The organism is Xanthomonas sp. BRIP62415, assembly GCF_003993515.1.
Classification (GTDB): domain Bacteria; phylum Pseudomonadota; class Gammaproteobacteria; order Xanthomonadales; family Xanthomonadaceae; genus Xanthomonas; species Xanthomonas euroxanthea.
On the sequence record NZ_QEZH01000006.1, the window covers coordinates 157,040 to 174,980 of the forward strand.

Consider the following 17,941-nt stretch of genomic DNA (forward strand, 5'->3'; position numbering starts at 1 on the left):
GCATGTCGATCACTGCCCGCCGCCGCGGCCAACTTTCTTCTTCCTCGTCTCAGCGCACCGCCGTGGTGCAGGCCGTGCAGCGCCCACTCGGCACGGCCGTGGCGCTTGCGCTCTGCAGCCTGGCTTTGTGTGCGGGCATGCCCGAGGCAATCGCCCAGACCGCGCCTGCCGCGCAGGATGCCCGCCAGGCGTATCGCATCCCCGCCGGCCCGTTGGCGCCGGCGCTGCGTGAACTGGCCGGTTCGGCCAACCTGTTGCTGAGCTTCACCGCCGCGCAGACCGACGGCAAGACCACCGCCGGGCTGGAGGGCAGCTATACCGCACCGGCCGCCCTGGCTGCGCTGCTGGCCGGCAGCGGCTTGCAGGCCGTGCCGTTGCAGACCGGCGGCTACGTGCTGCGCGCCGCGCCGCAGCCCAGCGCGACCAGGAGCGAGGTGGATGCGTGGCTGCTGCCCACCGTCAAGGTGACCGCGCAGGCCAACCGCAGTGCGGCCACCAGCGGCACCGGTAGCTATACCGCGCGCGCGGTCAGCATCGGCCGCGGCGAGCAGTCGCTCAAGGACATTCCGCAGTCGATCAGCGTGGTCACCCGCCAGTTGATGGACGAGCAGAACATCACCTCGGTCTACGACGCGCTGGCCAGCACCACCGGCATCACCATCGTGCAGAGCCCGCAGGGCGGCAAGTACATCTATTCGCGCGGGTTCGACATCACCACGGTGCAGTACGACGGCGTGCCGCTCAATCGCGGCATGTATGGCCGGGCGAGCAACTACAGCGCCAACATGGGCATCTACGATCGCGCCGAAGTGCTGCGCGGTGCGGCCGGCCTGCTGCAGGGCGCGGGCAATCCCGGTGGCGCGGTGAACCTGGTGCGCAAGCGCCCGCTGGATGTGCCGGGCGTGAGCGTGATGGTGCAGGGCGGCAGCTGGGATCGCTACGGTGCGCTGATCGATGCCAGCGCCAACCTGAGCGCCGATGGCGCCTTGCGCGCGCGCGGGGTGATCGATTACCAGGACCAGCGCTCATTCGTGGATGGCGTCACGCGCCGCACGCCTACCTACTACGGCACGCTCGACTACGCGTTTTCGCCGCAGACCCAGCTCAGCCTGGGCGTGAGCTACGAACAGGTGGAAGGCCGGCCGTTCTTCGGCGGTCTGCCCAGTTTCAGCGATGGCCGCGATATCGGCCTGCCGCGCCAGACCAATCTGGGTGCGGCATGGAACCGGCAGTCCTCGTCCAATCGCGGGCTGTATCTGGACCTGGACCATCGCTTCACTGCCGATTGGGTGTTCAAGCTCAGTGCGGTGCAGGTACGCGAGCTGCACGATCTGAAATACGCCAGCTCCAGCCGCGCGATCAATCCGGCCAACGGCACCGGCGCGCTGCTGGCCGCGCGCACCATTTCCGATGCGGACGCCTTCGGCTTCGACGCCAATGTGATCGGGCAGTTCAATGCACTGGGACGCAGGCACGAGTTGGTGATCGGCAGCAACTTCGCCGAGACCACCGTGGATACGGTCTACGGCAACAAGAACAACTTCCAGACCTTCAACGTGTTCGATCTGCAGCGCAATGTGCGGGCGATCGGCGATGCGGAAATCTTCGCCAATGCGCGCGAGGCCCGGCATGGCACCTCGCGCGAATTCGGCATGTATGGCGCATTGCGCTGGCAGCTGACCGATCCGTTGAGGGCCATCGTCGGCACCCGCGTGAGCTGGCACGACACCCGCTGGAACACCACCACCACCGGGCTATCGCCATCGCAATCGATCGAGCACACCCGCGAGACCGGGCAGGTCACGCCGTACGCCGGCCTGTTGTACGCCTTGAGCCCGACCTGGTCGGCCTATGCCAGTTACGCGGACATCTTCCAGCCGCAGAACGCGCAGACCGAAGCCGGCGAGATGCTCAAGCCGATGACCGGGGCCAACTACGAGCTGGGCCTCAAGGGCGAGTGGCTGGACGGGCGCATCAATAGCGCGTTTGCGCTGTTCCAGATCGAGCAGAAAAACCGCGCCCAGGCCGACCTGAGCACCAGCCCCACCTGCCGCAACAACGATTTCTGCTACATCGACAGCGGCAAGGTGCGCAGCCGTGGCTTCGATGCCGAAGTCAGCGGCGAGGTGCTGCGCGACTGGAATGTGTTTGCCGGCTACACCTTCAACCGCACCACCTACCTGCAGGATGTCAGCAGCCAGGGCCAGACCTTCAACAGCTATACGCCCAAGCACTTGCTGCGGGTATGGACCACGTACCGGCTGCCGGGCGTGCTGCAGGATGTCACCGTCGGCGGCGGTGTCAGCGCGCAGAGCGCGGCGTACCGGCAGATCGGCACTGCCACCGCGCCGATCCAGGGGCGTGCGGTCTGGAATGCGTTGGCGCGGTACCAGGTCAACCGGCAATGGTCGGTGGCGGTCAATCTCAACAACGTGTTCGACAAGCACTACTACACCACCTTGTCGAGCTTCGTTAACGGGCGCTATTACGGCGAACCGCGCAATGTGATGGTGACCCTGCGCGGCGCGCTGTGATGCGTGCACGCGTGCTGCGGTGGTACCGGGTGCGTGCCGGATGAAAGATGGCTTTCGTCAAAGCATGGCCTGGCTGCACACCTGGTGCGGCCTGAGCTGCGGCTGGCTGCTGTGCGCGATCTTCCTGACCGGCACGCTCAGCGTGTTTCGTGATCCGATCACCAGCTGGATGCAGGCCGCACCGGCCCTGCCGAGCGCGCGCATGCACACGGTCCTGTCGGAAGACGCGCTGGTGCCGCGTGCACTGGCGCAGCTGCGCCAGCTTGCGCCGCAGGCGCGCATGTGGCGGATCAGCCTGCCCACGCATCCGGGCGAGGCGCTCACGCTGTTCTGGCGGACATCCGATGGCCAGGATCAGGCAGCGCTGGATCCCGGCAGCGGCGAGCTGCTGCCATCGCCGTGGGGCCGGCAGACCGAAGGCGGCCGGCATTTCATGAGCTTCCACTACACCTTGCACGGCGGCATTCCCGGCTATTGGCTGGTGGGCTGGGTGTCGCTGTGCGGGCTGATCGCGCTGGTGTCCGGGGTGATCGTGCACAAGCGGATCTTTCTGGATTTCTTCACCTTCCGCCCGGGCAAGGGCCAGCGCTCGTGGCTGGACGCGCACAACGCCACCGCGGTGCTGACGCTGCCGTTTTTGCTGATGATCGTCTACACCGGCCTGGCGTATTTCGCCACCAGCTACATGCCCGGGCCATTGCAGGCGCTGTATGGCAGCGACGAGGCCGCGTACACGCGGTATGCCGATGCGCTGACGCCGGCAGTGCCTGCTGCCAGCACAGGCGAAATCGCGGTCAACAGTGTGCCTGCCTATCTGCCGGAACTGGTGCAGCGTGCAGCGGTGCTCAATGGTGCGCCTGCGCTGACATTGGTGATCGAGCGGCCCGATCAACCCGGCAGCAAGCTGCGGGTGATCGCGCGCGTGGCCGCGACCGGCAGCTCGCGGCGCTTGCTCAACCCAGCCAACAGCGTGGTATTCGACGCGAACAGCGGCGCGCTGCTGGAGCGGCACGCGGATGCCGCACGCACGGACATGCACGCGCAGGATGTGGAAGAGGTCATCAAGACCTTGCACGTGGCCGGTTTCGGCGGCTGGACCAGCAAATGGCTGTATTTCATCTGCGGCCTGGCCGGCACCTTGATGATGGCCACCGGCACGGTGCTGTTTTCGATCAAGCGGCGTCGGCGTAGCGAGCAGGAGTTCGGCGCGGCCACGGCCGGCATCTATCGGGTGGTGGAAGCGCTCAATGCCGCCGCGCTCGCAGGAACCGCGTTGGCCAGCATTGGGTATTTCTACGCCAACCGCCTGGTGCCGGCTGCGCAGGCCGCGCGCAGCCAGATCGAAATCCACGCATTCCTGTGGGTATGGGCGGCCACGCTGTTGCATGCGCTGCTGCGCCCGCCCGCCCGTGCCTGGGTGGAACAACTGGCGATGACCGCGTTGCTGTGCCTGGGCTTGCCGCTGCTCAATGCGGTCACCACCGGACAGCACCTGGGTGTGTATCTGGCTGCCGACGACCTGCAGCGCGCCGGGGTCGAGCTGGTCTCGCTGGTCTTCGGCATTGCATTTGCTTACGCGGCATATCGGGCGCACCGCAGCGCGGTGCGACCGGTGCCGACACGCGCCAGGCGCGGCGCCGCTGCCGCGATGGATGTGTTGTGAAGCCTGCTTCGAGCACCGCGTCGGTGACGCGCTACCGCTGGTCGGTTGCCGGTCGCGTACTCGCTGCCAGCGTCGGCGGCTATGCGCTGACCTCCACCGGCTGCAGCGTGCTGGCGCAGCTGCTGTCGCGGTTTGCCGGCGTGTCGCCTGCGGTCTCGGTGCTGAGCACGACCTTGCTGAGTTTCGCCATCTACACGGTCGTCGTGCTGTGGATGTTTCGAGCGCGCAGTGCGTTGCGCATGTGGGGATGGCTGGGCGTGGGCATCGCCGTGCTGGGGGGCGTGAATTGGGCGCTGGGACATCCGCCATGGATGGGCTGATCACCGCGCTGCTGGGCACCGCGCTCTGCCATGCCGCAATGATGGCCCTGGCCGTGGCGATGCATCGCCATTACGAGCAGCTCACCGGCCGCCGCACTGCGCCGGTCATGCAGCGTTGGTTGCTGCGTGCGATGGCTGTCTGTCTGTTGATCGCCGCGCTGGTGCTGTGCGTGCTCGCTTGGGGCGGAGCGGTGGGCACCTTGTTGTGGCTGGGGTTTGTCAGCGTGGCCGCGCTGTGGGTAGCGCTGGGCCTGGCGTACGCGCCGCGCTGGAGTGCAGGGCTGGCAGTGCTGCTGGGCGGCGCGGCATGCGCAGTGATGGCTTGGCACGTGCTGTAGCTTGCTGTCGTTTGAAGACCACACACACCGACCATCCCGTCTGGTCCTTGCCCGCCCACCGTCGCGGGACCTTACGCGGCATGGATGCCGCGTAAGAGCCTACATGGACGTACTTGCGGCGTGTCCTGCGATGGTGGGCGGGCAAGGGCCCTGCAGCCAAGTCGCACATCAACTGCTCCGCAACTGAGCTATCCACACGCTGAGGCCCCTTCGGGGCACAACGCCTAAAAAAAGAGACATCGAACAAGCCGCCAAGGAGCCCGCAACCAGTGAGGACATCACGCCCGCTGACATGGCCGCGTGCTGATGGGACTACACGCAGCGCGGTGGTAAACCCGGTAGTTGCATTGCTGACCCTCGACACCGCTGGATCAACCGTAGACATATGCCGCCATCGCGCAGGGATGCCAGAATCGGCGCATGTCGCCGCCCATCATGTCCGTGTCTCCTGCGCTCACCGCCCTGATCGAGCGGGCCGTGGCGCGTGTTCGTCATGCCGTGCCGGCCGACCAGCCCTGGCCGGGCGATGACGTCGCTCGGCAGCTCGCACAGGTTGCGCTCGCCAGCGAGTTTGCGCTCGATACCCTGGCGCGCCAGCCGGCCTTGCTGCAGCACCTGGCGCAGCCGGATCCACCGCCGTTGCCGCTGCCGGTGCTGGACGCCGCACAGCCCCAGGCCTGGCCAGCGCAGCTGCGGCGTTATCGCAGCGCCGAATCCACGCGCCTGGTCTGGCGCGATGTGCTCGGTCTCGATAGCGTCGATGCCACCCTGGCCGGTGCCACCCGCCTGGCCGAAACCTGCCTGCAATGTGGGCTGCAGGCATTGGAGCAGCAATTTCGCGACCGCCACGGCCAGGTGATTGCCGAAGACGGCAGTGTGCAGCGGCTGGTGGTGTTCGGGCTGGGCAAGCTCGGTGGGGGCGAGCTGAATTTTTCCTCGGATGTGGATCTGGTCTACGCGTATCCGCAGGGCGGCCAATCCGATGGTGCCCGTCCGCTGGCGGCGGAGGAATATTTCGCACGCCTGGGCCAGCAGCTGGCCAAGCTGCTCGACGAAACCACCGCCGATGGATTCAGCCATCGTGTGGATCTGCGCCTGCGTCCGTTCGGCACGGCCGGGCGGGTGGCCTTGTCGTTCACCGGCATGGACCAGTACTTCCAGCGCGAAGGGCGCGACTGGGAGCGCTATGCCTGGCTCAAGGCGCGCGCGGTGGCCGGCGATATCGATGCCGGCGAAGCCTGGCTGGAGACGCTACGCCCCTTCGTCTACCGGCGTTACCTTGACTTCACCGCGCTGGACGGCTTGCGCGAGATGAAGGCGGCGATCACTGCCGAAGTCGCCCGGCACGATCGTCTGGACGACATCAAGCGCGGGCCGGGTGGCATTCGCGAGATCGAGTTCCTGGCGCAATCGCTGCAGCTGATTCGCGGCGGACGCGAACCGAGCCTGCGCGAGCGGCGCTTGCTGCCTGCCTTGCAGGCGCTGGTGGACGCAGGCCAGATCGATGCGGACAACGGGCACGCATTGACCGAGGCGTATCGCTTCCTGCGCCGGCTCGAGAATCGTCTGCAGATGTTGCGCGATGCACAGACGCATGCCTTGCCGCAGGTGCCGCTGGATCGCGAACGCATCGCGTTGGGCCTGGGCCACGCGGATTGGCCGGCATTGTTGCAGGCACTCACGCCGCAGCGCGCGCGCGTTGCCGCCGAATTTGCCGAGCTGCTGGCACCACGTGTCCGCACCAGCGCGCCCGATGCGCTTGCCGATTACTGGCGCGCCTTGCCCGAAGGCGATGCCGCACCGTTGGCCGGCATTGGCTTGCACGACCCAGGCGGCGCGCATCAGGTGCTGGCCGATTTTGCGCAGTCCTCCGGCGTGCGTGCGCTCTCCGATACCGCAAGCGCGCGCCTGGACCGTGTCATGCCGGCGTTGCTGCATGCGGCCACCCGCGCCAGCCAACCCGATGCCGCCGTGCGCCGCATGCTCGGCCTGTTGCAGTCCACCTTGCGCCGCACCAGCTACCTGGCCCTGCTGGACGAACAGCCCAGCGCACTCGCACGCCTGGTCGATGTGCTCTCGCGCAGCGCCCTGCTGGCCGAACGCCTGGCTGCACATCCGCTGTTGCTGGACGAACTGCTCGACACCCGCATCAGCGGCCCGTTGCCCGACCGCGACGCATTGCAGGCTGCGTGCCTGGACACCTTGCAGATCGAGGACACCGAAGCGGCGCTGCGCGAACTCAACGAGCGCCGCCTCGCGTTGAGCTTCCGCATTGCACTGGCCACGCTCGATGGCCGCCAGCAGGCCGTGGACAGCACCCAGCAGCTGGCCTGGCTGGCTGAAGCAGTGGTGCAGACGGTGCTGCAGCTGGCGCGCCGCGAACTGATCGCTGCGCACGGGCAGGTGCCGGGCGGGGCGTTCGCCATCATCGGCTACGGCAGCCTGGGTGGCCTGGAGCTGGGCTTCGGCTCGGACCTGGATCTGGTGTTTCTCTACGACCACCCGCGGCAGGTGGAGGCTTCCGATGGCAAGCGACCGTTGGACGCCGGGCGCTGGTTTGCGCGGCTGGCGCAGAAGGTGATGACCTTGCTGGCTGCCGAAACCGGCGCCGGCCGTCTCTACGAGATCGACGTGCGGCTGCGCCCGGACGGCGGCAAGGGCGCCCTGGTGTCCTCGCTGGCCAGTTACCGCGACTACCAGCGCGAGCGCGCCTGGACCTGGGAACATCAGGCGCTGGTGCGCGCGCGTGCGGTGGCCGGCGATGCGGCGCTGTGCGAAGCGTTCGCGCAGGTACGTGGCGACACGCTGACACGCGTGCGCGACACCGCAGCGCTGCACGAGGACGTGCGCAAGATGCGCGCGCGCATGCGCAGCGAACTGGATCGCAGCGATGCGGGGCGACTGGATCTCAAGCAGGGCGCCGGCGGCCTGGTCGATCTGGAATTCGTCCTGCAGGCCGGTGTGCTCGGCCAGGCCGCACACCATCCCACGTTGCTGTTGGCCTGCGCCACGCCCGCCTTGATCGATGCGCTGGTGCAGGTGCAGTGGCTGCCGGCCGAGAGCGCAGCAGCGCTGCACCAGGCCCATGCCACGCTGGTGGAAGCGGGCCTGAGTTGCACGCTGGATCGCCGGTCGCGGCTGATCGCACCGACCCCGGCCATCCAGCAGGCACGGCACAGCATCTTCACCACCGCGCATGCACAAGGACTGGCGTTTCCGGCCGGCAAGGATGTGGCAGCGCCATCGCCTTGATAGGCCGGTATCCGGGCGCTGCGTTGCTTGCGCTATGAGGCGAGTGCGGCATGCAGAGCGGGTTGGCAAAGTGCAGCTGCGTTGGAATCGCATCCATCCACCGCGTCTGTTGTTGGCCTGATTGCCTGTACGTAGGCGCTGCGGTCAGCCCTGCGGCCGCGGTGCACTGCGCCACAGCAGCGCACGGAACGGGCCGAGCAGGAACACGCCCATGCCCAGCTTCACCGCCAGATCGCCGGCCGCCCAGCTGATCCATGGCAGGCCGACACCGGCAAAGGCGATGCTCCAGAAGATCGCCGTATCCAGCGTGGCACTGCAGGTGGTGGCCACGATCGGCGCGCGCCACCAATTGCCACTGCGCAGCCGGTCGAACACGCTGATATCCAGCAACTGCGCAGCGATGAAGGCGGTGCACGAGGCCGCTGCGATGCGCGGGGTGGCCAGCCACAGCGACAACGCCACCGCGAGCGCAAAGCCGCACCAGGCGACCTTGCGCGCCGCGCGTGGGCCGAAGCGGCGATTGATCAGGTTGCTCACCAGGAACGCCAGCGGATACGAGAACGCGCCCCAGGTCAGCCAGTCGTTGATTGGATATTGCACCAGGATGTTGGACAACAGCACCACCGCGCCCATGGCCAGGACCGCCCACGCCAATGCGCGCGCGGTGAGCGGGGTGAACGGCGTCGGCGAGCGGCTGGACATGACGGTGCGGCAGTGACAGGGCAGCGCGGATTATCCGCGCGTTAGCGCATGCGGGCCAGTGTGCATCGGCCGTGCATGGCAAACACGGCGGCGTGCTGCCGGTGGAAACAGTGTCTTGGTCAGCGGATGGCGGCAAGCATGGTGGAGTGATGCCGTGCGGATTTGCTTGTGTTCGCGTGGCCGCGATGCCTTATCGATCCAGCGTGCTGCTGCGCTGCTGTTTGAGCGCATGCCGGCGTGCAGCACGCACATGCCTCCGAAGACATCGCCAACCCGCATGTACACCGTTGCCGCGGGCGGCGCGACCCGTAGCACGCTGGCAATTGCGTGCGTGCCAGGCATCGGTGCGCCAAGGCTCTGCAACTGCACGCGGCTGTGCGCGTCGGTGACGATCAACAAACCGTCGCGCAGGCAGTTCGGCAGGCTGCGGAAAATGCCTCTGCGCGTCCCGCCGTGCCCGCAAACAGTGTGTCAGCACAGCCCCATCCCGACCTGGTGCGTCGGTCAGGAGCTTGCCGGCGTCACCAAATCTTGCTGCTGTTTTGAGCGGCGGATTCTGCGGTCGGCACGAACGCCAGCGCCTGGCCTTGGGGCGACTGCACAGTCCAGCCGGCACCGGCCGGGCTCGGCTGGAAGGTCACCGTCTCGCCAACACGAAAGCCCGCAGTCGGGTCGTCCTGGCGTGCCGGCCAGCGCAGCAAGGCGGTGTTGTCGGCGTTTGCCGGATCCTGCAACTGCACTTCGCAGCCGCCGTCGGTGGCTTTCTCCACCGACTTGACCCGCATCGGCGGCAACGGCCCTGCGGAGGCCTTGTGCGATGCGTCGCCGAGGGCTTCCGAACCTGCCACCGCACTGTGGCCCAGCGCCAACGACACGAAGTACGGCGCGGAGATCACCAGGATCGCCGACATCGCCGAGGCATCGCCGCGGGTGATCGTGGTCAAGCCTGCAGTGGCCGGCAGCGGCTGGCCGAACGCGATGGCGAGCAACAACCCGAGGCCGGCAGATCGAAGAGAGATGTTCATGGGGACGCTCCGTGCGTGGCGACGCTGTGGGGAATGGAATCATCCTGCTGCAGCATCTGTTGCTGCTGCAGGAAATCGAACACCGACTCGACCGTGATCACCGAATAATTGCCGGAGATGCGCTCGCTGGCGGGATGGTCGGTCACTGCGGCATTGGCGACGAAGAAACGGGCGCCGATGCGCTTGCTCAGATCCAGATGCAGGCGGGTGGGTTGGTAACCGTTGCGCTTGAGCCAGGCCTGTGCGCTGCGACGATCGCTCACCGGCGCAGCTGCCGTATCTGCTGCGTGGGTCGCCGCCAATGCCGCCGCCAGCACTTCGAGCACCCACTGGTTGGAGTTCTGGTAATCGGTGGAGAACGGGTAGGCGATCATGCTGTAGCGCGCCTGGTGCAGCGCATGTGCCAGCGTGGCCGGATCCTGCAGCAACGTGCGCAGTTGCTGCTGCAGCGCCGGTGCCGGCACGCCGACGCGCAGGTCGGCAGTGAGGGCAGTTTCGCCGATGAAGTTGCTCAGACCTTCGTGATACAGCGCCGAGGTGTCCGACTTGCAGTGATTGAGCAGGTGCTTGACCCGCCAGGTGCCGTCGTCCTCGCGCAGCGCGAAGGCCAGGTGGCTGTGTTTCAGGCCATAGCGGCTCAGATCCTGGCCGCCGCGTGCCAGCAGCACCACCTGCGCACCGTCCACTGCGTCCAGCGCCTGCTGGGTGGACCTGGCCATGTCGAACATCGCCGCCAGCGTGGCGGGTGTCGGATAGTGCGGCGTGCACACCGGCGCGGCAATGGCAGGCAGTGCGCAGGTCAGGGCGATGAGCAACGCCGTTGTTGCAGGCCAGCTGCGCCGTGTGTGTTCGCATTGCATGGGGATTGATCGTCCGCGTGGCTGCCCCGTGGCATCCACGGCGGCACCATCATACGTGCAGGCGCTCGCGCACCAGTGCGGCGATGCGCTGGGTTTCGCGCAGTGGTCGCAGCTGCAACGGCGTTGCGAAGACATCCCGTGCATCGCCTAGACGGCCATGCGCCTGCAGTGCCCGCAGATACGTCGCCACCCGTCCTTGCGCCTGTTCGGCAAACGCCGCTACTACCGGCACCGGCGTGGCGCAGGCTTCGGAGAGCAGGTTGACCGAGTCGGCGCTGGCCACGATCGCATCGGCCCAGCCCAGCAGGCCGGCGTACGGGTTGGGCCCATCGCGCTCGTCGCACCACAGCAGGCCTGGCAGGCCTGCACGCGCATCGCGCAGCATCGCGATCGCCTCGGGCGGGGTGCGCCGGGAGGTGGTGACCAGCAGGCTGCCGCCGGCCGCAAGCACCTGCGCGCGGAGCTGCATGCACAGCGCCGCAAGCGCCTGGGTGGTCCAGGGCACCTGCGCGGTCGGGCCGCCGATCAACAGCGCCACGCGTGGGCCGGGCAGCGCGCCGAGCGGTGCGAAGGCGGCGCGCCCGGCGGCCAGCCACGCATCGTCCACCGGGTTCAAGCTGCCGAGTAATGTGATCACGTTCGCGCCACGCAGCGCGTCGTGCTCGGGCACGATCAGCAGATTCCAGTGGCGCGGGTTCAGCCGCGGGTCCAGGATCTGCACTGCCTGGCTGCCGCGCGCGCGCAGCAGCCGGGTGGCCAGGGCGGCCTGGCGCCCGCAGCCGATCGCCAGCGTCGGCGGCTGCTGCAATCGCCGCGCGAATTCCGCGCCAAATGCGGCCTGCGCCCCCGGCAACAGGCGCGGTGCGGCCCAGCGCCACGGCGCGCGGGCCTGCAGATGCAGTGCGGTGACCGGTGTGGAGTGCAGCGCCTGCGCCAAGGCCTCGGCCTGGCGGGCATTGCCGGCGCGGCCGTCGCTCACGGCCCAGGTCAGCGCCATCGTTTCAGATCCGACATAGATTTGTTTCAGATTGAGCGTGTGTTGCAGCAATCGCGCCACTCTACACTGCGGGTCTTCACGCTGGCGCCGGTGCTGCACCCTACTGTCGCCCATTCCCTTGCTTCCCGGAGTCTCCATGTCCGACTTGCTCGACGCTGCCGCGCTGGATCAGCTGTTTCGTACCGCCCGCACGCAAAACGCCTTTCTCGACAAGCCGGTGAGCGAAGCGCAGCTGCGCGAGCTCTACGATCTGCTGAAGTGGGGGCCGACCGCGGCCAACGGGTCGCCGGCGCGTTTCGTGTTCGTGACCACGCCCGAGGGCAAGCAGAAGCTCAAGCCGGCGCTGTCCGAGGCCAATGCCGCCAAGACGCTGGCCGCGCCGGTCACGGTGATCGTCGGCTCCGATGAGGAGTTCCACGAAAAGCTGCCGTACCTGTTCCCGCATGCCGACGCCAAGAGCTGGTTCGAAGGCTCGCGCGAGATGCGCGCAACCGGCGCGTTCCGTAACAGCTCGCTGCAGGGCGCCTACCTGATCCTGGCCGCACGTGCGCTGGGTCTGGATGCCGGCCCGATGTCCGGCTTCGACAACGCCAAGGTGGATGCGGCGTTCTTTGCCGGCACGCCGATCAAGTCCAACTTTCTGATCAATCTTGGCTACGGCGATCCGGCCGGGCTATTCCCGCGGCTGCCGCGCCTGAGCTTCGACGAAGCCGCACGCATCGAATAACGGCGGTGAGACACCGGCTGCGCACACCGTCAGGCGGGCGCAGCCGGCGCGCCGCCAGGCGGGGAGCGACGTACACTCCGGCTTCAGAGCGCCCCCCGCACCACCCGACGAGCGTGCGCCCTGTGCCATCGGCCCCAGGCGCATGTTTTCCGCTTTCCTGCAGTCCTCGTCCGTCTGCGTCCGTTCCATCCGCGTTGATCCAATGCGGTCCCTCATCCTCAAGGAGTTTCAATGAAGACCACCCACAAACTGCTGCTGCCGCTCGCCCTGACCCTGGCCATCGCCGCCTGCTCCAAGCCGGCTGACAACGCCGCCGCGCCTGCTGCCGAAACCCCGGCCGCCACCGCCCCGGCCGATGCCGCTGCAACGGCACCTGCCGCCGCCGAACCGGCCGCCTCGACCGCGCCGGCCGTGGAAGTGGCCTCGGGCACCTACACCCTGGACCCGAGCCACACCGACGTGCTGGCGCAGTGGAGCCACTTCGGCTTCTCCAACCCGACCGCCCACTTCGGCAATGTCGACGGTACCCTGGTGTACGACGCGGCCGACGTGACCAAGTCCACCGTGCAGGTCACCCTGCCGCTGTCGGGCCTGAACAGCTTCACCGCCAAGTTCGACGAGCACCTGAAGAGCGGGGACTTCTTCGACGCGGCCAAGTTCCCGACCGCCACCTTCAAGAGCACCAAGGTCGAAGCGGCCGGCCCCAACAAGCTGACCGTCACCGGCGATCTGACCATCAAGGATCAGACCAAGCCGGTCGTGCTGGACGTCACCCTCAACGGTGCCGGCGAGCACCCGATGAAGAAGGTGCCGGCAGCCGGTTTCGACGCCACCACCACCATCAAGCGCACCGACTTCGGCGTGGGCCAGTACGCCCCGAACGTCAGCGACGAAGTGAAGATCCGCATCACCACCGAAGCCCTGCAGGCCAAGGCCGGTGACGCTGCTGCTGCCAAGTAAGTCGCAGCGCAGTGGATGCATCGGTGCGAACAATCGCACCGATGCGTGTAACGCAAAGGCCCGCCGATCGGCGGGCTTTTGCTTGGGCGCCTACCAGCTCTTCGTAGGAGCGGCCCAGGCCACGAGGGATCCACCCTCAGCGCCACCACAACGCATGAGCATCCGACCGTTGTAGGAGCGGCCCTGGCCGCGAGGGCTCGACCCTCAGCCCCACCACAACGCATGAGCATCCGACCGTTGTAGGAGCGGCCCTGGCCGCGAGGGCTCTACCCTCAGTCCCACCACAACGCATGAGCATCCGAGCGTTGTAGGAGCGGCCCTGGCCGCGAGGGCTCTACCCTCAGCCCGGCACCACGCGCGTGCCCACCCTCACTCCGCCGCCGGATTCGCCTTCCAGTAGCCCTTCGCGCGCACTGAATCCTTATCCACGCCCATGTGCTCTTCCAGAAACTTGCGCATCGCACGCGCGCGCATGGATTCGGTGCCGATCCAGTAGAACGTGTCGCCGTCATGCGGCTCGTAATCGCGCAGGCTGTCCTCCAGCAGGGTGCTGCTGGCGGCATCGAAACCGTTGCGTTCCAGCCAGTACACGTCCACCTCGGCGGCGGTGAGCAGGTCCTGGCGCTCGGCCGCATCGGCGATTTCGATAAAGACCTCTGCATGCATGTCGGCGGGCATGGCTTCCAGCCAGCGGCCGATTGCCGGCAAGGCGGTTTCATCGCCGATCAGCACGTAGTGGTCGTAGTCGTCGGCAACCAGGAACGAGCCGCGAGGGCCACCGATCGTCAGCGTGTCGCCGGGCTGTGCCTGCGCCGCCCAGCTGGAGGCCACGCCGTCGCCGTGCAGCACGAAGTCGATGCTCAACTCGCCACTCTGCGGATCGAAAGAGCGCGGCGTGTAATCGCGGCCGGGCGAGGGCAGGGCGCCTTCGGCATAGCGTGGGCCGTCCGGTGTCATCGTCGGCAGCACGAAGGCGCCACTGGCATTGGGGAAGAACAGCTTGACGTGGTCGTCCGGTGCCTCGCTCTGAAAGCCGGCAAGCTCGCTGCCGCCGAACACGATGCGGCGCATCTGCGGCGTCAGCGATTCGCAACGCAGCACCTGCACGGAGCGCAGGCGCGGGTCGCGGCGGAGTTGGGTGTGGGTGTGGATGGCCATGTGGTGCGATTCCTGGAGGTGGCGCGCAGCTGCGCGGCGGGGGAGTGACTGCATACGGTAATGTGACGATCTAGCCAGCGAGCTGAAAAAGAACAGCGGTTGTTGCTCACCCTTCTCCCTTCGGAAGAAGGTGCCCCGCAGGGGCGGATGCGGGTACGGGCGAAGCCGCGTGCATCTGCCAAACAAGCGAGGTCGATGTCTTGCAGCGACACGCTGATCAAGTCGCAGAACAGCGCAGGGACAGCAATGCATGCATGCCACTGACGCCGCGCAACGCAAACACCGCGATGACGCCTCACTGCCGCAAGGCAACTCAAGCCGGCATCGGTTGGCTTCGGACCACAGCGATAAACGCACTCAGCCTTTGTCGCGCTCCATGCCGTCAGCGGCGGCGTTGAGTAGCGCGGCAATGCGTGTGGTTTCTGCATCCGTCCATTGCCCATGCCGCGCAAACAGGCCGTGCTTGATGCGGTGAATGGCTTCGCGAATCGGCGCCGGTGTCTGTGCCTTGATCAGCTCGCGCGCGCGGCGGTGGGTGCGGGCCAATGCGGCATCGAGTGCATCGCGGTGCTGCGCCGCATGCGTACGGCCGGAGGCGGTGACCTGGTAGCGCTTGCGGCCCTCGTCCAGCGCGGTCTGCACCCAGCCATCGGCTTCGAGCTGCGCCAGTGCCGGATAGATGGCGCCTGCGCTGGGCGTGTAGAGGCCTTTGAACAGTGCGGTGATCTGCCGCATCAACTCGTAGCCATGGCGTGGCTGTTGCTCGATCAGCGCCAGCAGCAGCAGGCGCAGGTCGCCATGTTCCAGCGGCCGCGCGCGCCCGGCGCCACCACGGCGCGTGGCACTGGTCGCCACGGATGGATCGAGCTCGCTCGGCAGGTCGTCGCGGTGGGAGCGCATTTTCATTCGATATATCGAAGCATGATGAAAAGATATATCGAAATATGGCGGCCTGCAAGCACCGGCCTGTCGCCCGGTTGACCAACATGGCTATCCCTGGGGCTGATGCTGCAACGCGGCTAGACACAGCTGGTCTCCATAATTACGATGTAATTACTTCGACATTACGGGCCTGGCCCGGTGAGGCAGACGCATGAGTCGACAGTGGGACACTCAGGCCGAAAGCCGGCGCCAGCGCCTGCAGCGGGCCGCCGCGCTGGCGCCGCAGGGGCGCGTGGTGGCCGCCGACGACGTGGTGGCGCTGCTGGAGGCGGTGATCGAGCCGGGCGATCGCGTCTGCCTGGAAGGCAACAACCAGAAGCAGGCCGACTTCCTGGCGCGCTGCCTGACCGAGGTAGATCCCGCGCGCGTGCATGACCTGCACATGGTGCAATCGGTGTTGTCGCTGCCGGCGCATCTGGACGTGTTCGAGCGCGGCATCGCCAAGCGGCTGGATTTCTCGTTCTCCGGCCCGCAGGCCGCGCGCCTGGCCGGGCTGGTCGGCGAGGGCCGCATCGAGATCGGCGCCATCCACACCTACCTGGAATTGTTCGGCCGCTATTTCATCGACCTGACCCCGCGCATCGCGCTTGTCACCGCGCAGGCCGCCGACCGCCACGGCAATCTCTACACCGGCCCGAATACCGAAGACACCCCGGTGATCGTCGAGGCCACCGCGTTCAAGGGCGGCATCGTGATTGCGCAGGTCAACGAGATCGTCGATACCCTGCCGCGCGTGGACATCCCGGCCGACTGGGTGGACTTCGTCACCCAGGCGCCCAAGCCCAACTACATCGAACCGCTGTTCACCCGCGACCCGGCGCAGATCTCCGAGATCCAGGTGCTGATGGCGATGATGGCGATCAAGGGCATCTACGCCGAATACGGCGTGGACCGGCTCAACCACGGCATCGGTTTCGACACCGCAGCGATCGAATTGCTGCTGCCCACCTACGCCGAGTCGCTGGGGCTCAAAGGCAAGATCTGCCGGCACTGGGCGCTCAATCCGCATCCTGCATTGATTCCTGCGATCGAATCGGGCTTCGTGCACTCGGTGCATTCGTTCGGCTCGGAACTGGGCATGGAGGCCTACATCGCCGCGCGCCCGGACATCTTCTTTACTGGTGCCGACGGCAGCATGCGCTCCAATCGCGCGCTGTCGCAGACCGCCGGGTTGTACGCCTGCGACATGTTCATCGGCTCCACCCTGCAGATCGATCTGCAGGGCAACAGCTCCACCGCCACGCGCGACCGCATCGCCGGCTTCGGCGGCGCGCCCAACATGGGCTCGGATGCGCGCGGCCGCCGGCACGCCAGCGACGCCTGGCTCAAGGCCGGGCGCGAGGCGGCGCGCCCCGGCGAGATGCCGCGCGGACGCAAGCTGGTGGTGCAGATGGTGGAAACCTTCCGCGAACACATGGCGCCGGCCTTCGTCGACAGGCTCGATGCCTGGGAGCTGGCCGAGCGCGCCAACATGCCGCTGCCGCCGGTGATGATCTATGGCGACGACGTCAGCCATGTGCTCACCGAAGAAGGCATCGCCAACCTGTTGCTGTGCCGCAGCGCCGAAGAACGCGAACAGGCCATCCGTGGCGTGTCCGGGTATACCGCCGTCGGCCTGGGCCGCGACAAGCGCGCGGTCGAGAACCTGCGCGATCGCGGTGTCATCAGGCGGCCCGAAGATCTGGGCATCCGGCCGCGCGATGCCACGCGCGACCTGCTCGCCGCGCGCACGGTCAAGGATCTGGTGCGCTGGTCCGGTGGGTTGTACGACCCGCCGAAACGTTTTCGCAACTGGTAGGGGCACGGCATGGAAACCCTGCGGTATCGCTTCGATGGCCAGCACGGCGCGCGCGCCGGGCTGGACCATGCGCTGGTCGGCGTGGTCGCCTCCGGCAACCTGGAAGTGCTGGTCGAGCGCGTGCCGCTGGACGGCGCGATGGAGATCGGGATCCTCACCGCCGCACGCGGTTTCGGCGCGATCTGGCAGGCCGTGCTGGATGATTTTGCCGCGCGCCATCCGCTGCGCGATGTGCGCATCAGCATCAACGATGTCGGCGCCACGCCGGCGGTGGTGAGCCTGCGCCTGGAGCAGGCGGTGGACGTCCTGCAGGGAGCCACAGCATGAGCCGCCGCAGTGCCCCCGTAGGAGCGCACCCGGGCGCGACGGGCTTTCCCGGTCACGCCCCGGTCGCGCCCAGGTGCGCTCCTACGCCAGTCATCCGGAATCACTTAGGCACCACCATCTCCATGGCCGAGTGCAGGGACGACGCACCGGCACTTCGCAGTCACCCCGTAGGAGCGCACCCGGGCGCGACGGGTGTTCCCGGTCACGCCCCGGTCGCGCCCAGGTGCGCTCCTACGCCGGTCATCCGGAATCACTTAGGCACCACCATCTCCGTGGCCGAGTGCAGGGACGACGCACCGGCACACCGCAGTCACCCCGTAGGAGCGCACCCGGGCGCG

The 17,941-nt window shown here is 67.3% G+C and carries 15 protein-coding genes; 9 read left to right on the top strand and 6 right to left on the bottom strand.

The annotated features are described in order from the left end of the window. The first annotated feature begins 2 nt into the window (after positions 1 to 2). The 5 genes from EO141_RS00975 to glnE all read left to right on the top strand — a co-directional run bounded on the left by EO141_RS00975 (position 3) and on the right by glnE (position 8,107). Positions 3 to 2,534 (top strand): TonB-dependent siderophore receptor, encoded by a 2,532-nt coding sequence (locus EO141_RS00975; protein WP_164738992.1) that lies wholly within the window; start codon positions 3 to 5, stop codon positions 2,532 to 2,534. 64 nt (positions 2,535 to 2,598) lie between these two features. Further along, on the top strand, positions 2,599 to 4,197 hold the full coding sequence (locus tag EO141_RS00980; RefSeq protein WP_241236597.1) for a PepSY-associated TM helix domain-containing protein: 1,599 nt from the start codon (positions 2,599 to 2,601) through the stop codon (positions 4,195 to 4,197). Beyond that, complete coding sequence (locus EO141_RS00985) at positions 4,194 to 4,517, top strand: hypothetical protein (RefSeq protein ID WP_104583564.1); 324 nt, start codon at positions 4,194 to 4,196, stop codon at positions 4,515 to 4,517. The genes EO141_RS00980 and EO141_RS00985 overlap by 4 nt, the downstream gene beginning before the upstream one ends. After that, entirely contained in the window at positions 4,505 to 4,855 is a 351-nt protein-coding gene (locus EO141_RS00990; RefSeq protein WP_127168294.1) for a DUF3325 domain-containing protein, read from the top strand. The genes EO141_RS00985 and EO141_RS00990 overlap by 13 nt, the downstream gene beginning before the upstream one ends. Positions 4,856 to 5,275: 420 nt before the next feature. Continuing rightward, positions 5,276 to 8,107 carry a bifunctional [glutamate--ammonia ligase]-adenylyl-L-tyrosine phosphorylase/[glutamate--ammonia-ligase] adenylyltransferase gene (gene glnE, locus EO141_RS01000; protein WP_127168295.1) on the top strand — a complete coding sequence of 944 codons (2,832 nt, stop codon included), beginning with the start codon at positions 5,276 to 5,278 and terminating at the stop codon, positions 8,105 to 8,107. Positions 8,108 to 8,251: 144 nt separating this feature from the next. Here the strand turns inward: glnE and EO141_RS01005 are convergent, their stop codons facing one another. The 4 genes from EO141_RS01005 to EO141_RS01020 form a co-directional block, all read right to left on the bottom strand. Beyond that, positions 8,252 to 8,809 carry a VUT family protein gene (locus EO141_RS01005; RefSeq protein ID WP_119130455.1) on the bottom strand — a complete coding sequence of 186 codons (558 nt, stop codon included), beginning with the start codon at positions 8,807 to 8,809 and terminating at the stop codon, positions 8,252 to 8,254. A gap of 521 nt (positions 8,810 to 9,330) precedes the next feature. Beyond that, the gene (locus EO141_RS01010) at positions 9,331 to 9,834 is read right to left on the bottom strand and encodes a hypothetical protein (RefSeq protein ID WP_115675866.1); all 504 of its coding nucleotides are present in this window, start codon (positions 9,832 to 9,834) and stop codon (positions 9,331 to 9,333) included. Continuing rightward, entirely contained in the window at positions 9,831 to 10,694 is an 864-nt protein-coding gene (locus EO141_RS01015; protein WP_127168296.1) for a DUF2145 domain-containing protein, read from the bottom strand. The genes EO141_RS01010 and EO141_RS01015 overlap by 4 nt, the downstream gene beginning before the upstream one ends. Positions 10,695 to 10,743: 49 nt before the next feature. Next, positions 10,744 to 11,691, bottom strand: a complete 948-nt coding sequence (locus tag EO141_RS01020; RefSeq protein WP_127168297.1) for an ELM1/GtrOC1 family putative glycosyltransferase — start codon at positions 11,689 to 11,691, stop codon at positions 10,744 to 10,746. A gap of 136 nt (positions 11,692 to 11,827) precedes the next feature. Between EO141_RS01020 and EO141_RS01025 the strand changes: the two genes are divergently transcribed. Both EO141_RS01025 and EO141_RS01030 read left to right on the top strand, forming a co-directional pair. Beyond that, positions 11,828 to 12,418 carry a malonic semialdehyde reductase gene (locus tag EO141_RS01025; protein WP_104649299.1) on the top strand — a complete coding sequence of 197 codons (591 nt, stop codon included), beginning with the start codon at positions 11,828 to 11,830 and terminating at the stop codon, positions 12,416 to 12,418. A 231-nt stretch (positions 12,419 to 12,649) separates the two neighbouring features. After that, positions 12,650 to 13,378, top strand: a complete 729-nt coding sequence (locus EO141_RS01030) for a YceI family protein (protein ID WP_104583572.1) — start codon at positions 12,650 to 12,652, stop codon at positions 13,376 to 13,378. A gap of 369 nt (positions 13,379 to 13,747) precedes the next feature. Here EO141_RS01030 and EO141_RS01035 read toward each other — a convergent pair whose 3' ends face one another. Further along, positions 13,748 to 14,536 carry a siderophore-interacting protein gene (locus EO141_RS01035; protein ID WP_127168298.1) on the bottom strand — a complete coding sequence of 263 codons (789 nt, stop codon included), beginning with the start codon at positions 14,534 to 14,536 and terminating at the stop codon, positions 13,748 to 13,750. A 357-nt stretch (positions 14,537 to 14,893) separates the two neighbouring features. After that, the gene (locus EO141_RS01040) at positions 14,894 to 15,436 is read right to left on the bottom strand and encodes a PadR family transcriptional regulator (RefSeq protein WP_127168367.1); all 543 of its coding nucleotides are present in this window, start codon (positions 15,434 to 15,436) and stop codon (positions 14,894 to 14,896) included. Positions 15,437 to 15,629: 193 nt separating this feature from the next. On the opposite strand from EO141_RS01040, the gene mdcA reads away from it, so the two are divergent. Together mdcA and mdcC are read left to right on the top strand one after the other, a co-directional pair. Next, on the top strand, positions 15,630 to 17,276 hold the full coding sequence (mdcA, locus tag EO141_RS01045) for a malonate decarboxylase subunit alpha (RefSeq protein WP_119129500.1): 1,647 nt from the start codon (positions 15,630 to 15,632) through the stop codon (positions 17,274 to 17,276). Between the two features lie 9 nt (positions 17,277 to 17,285). Beyond that, positions 17,286 to 17,603, top strand: a complete 318-nt coding sequence (mdcC, locus tag EO141_RS01050) for a malonate decarboxylase acyl carrier protein (protein WP_104583576.1) — start codon at positions 17,286 to 17,288, stop codon at positions 17,601 to 17,603. The last annotated feature ends 338 nt before the right edge of the window (positions 17,604 to 17,941 follow it).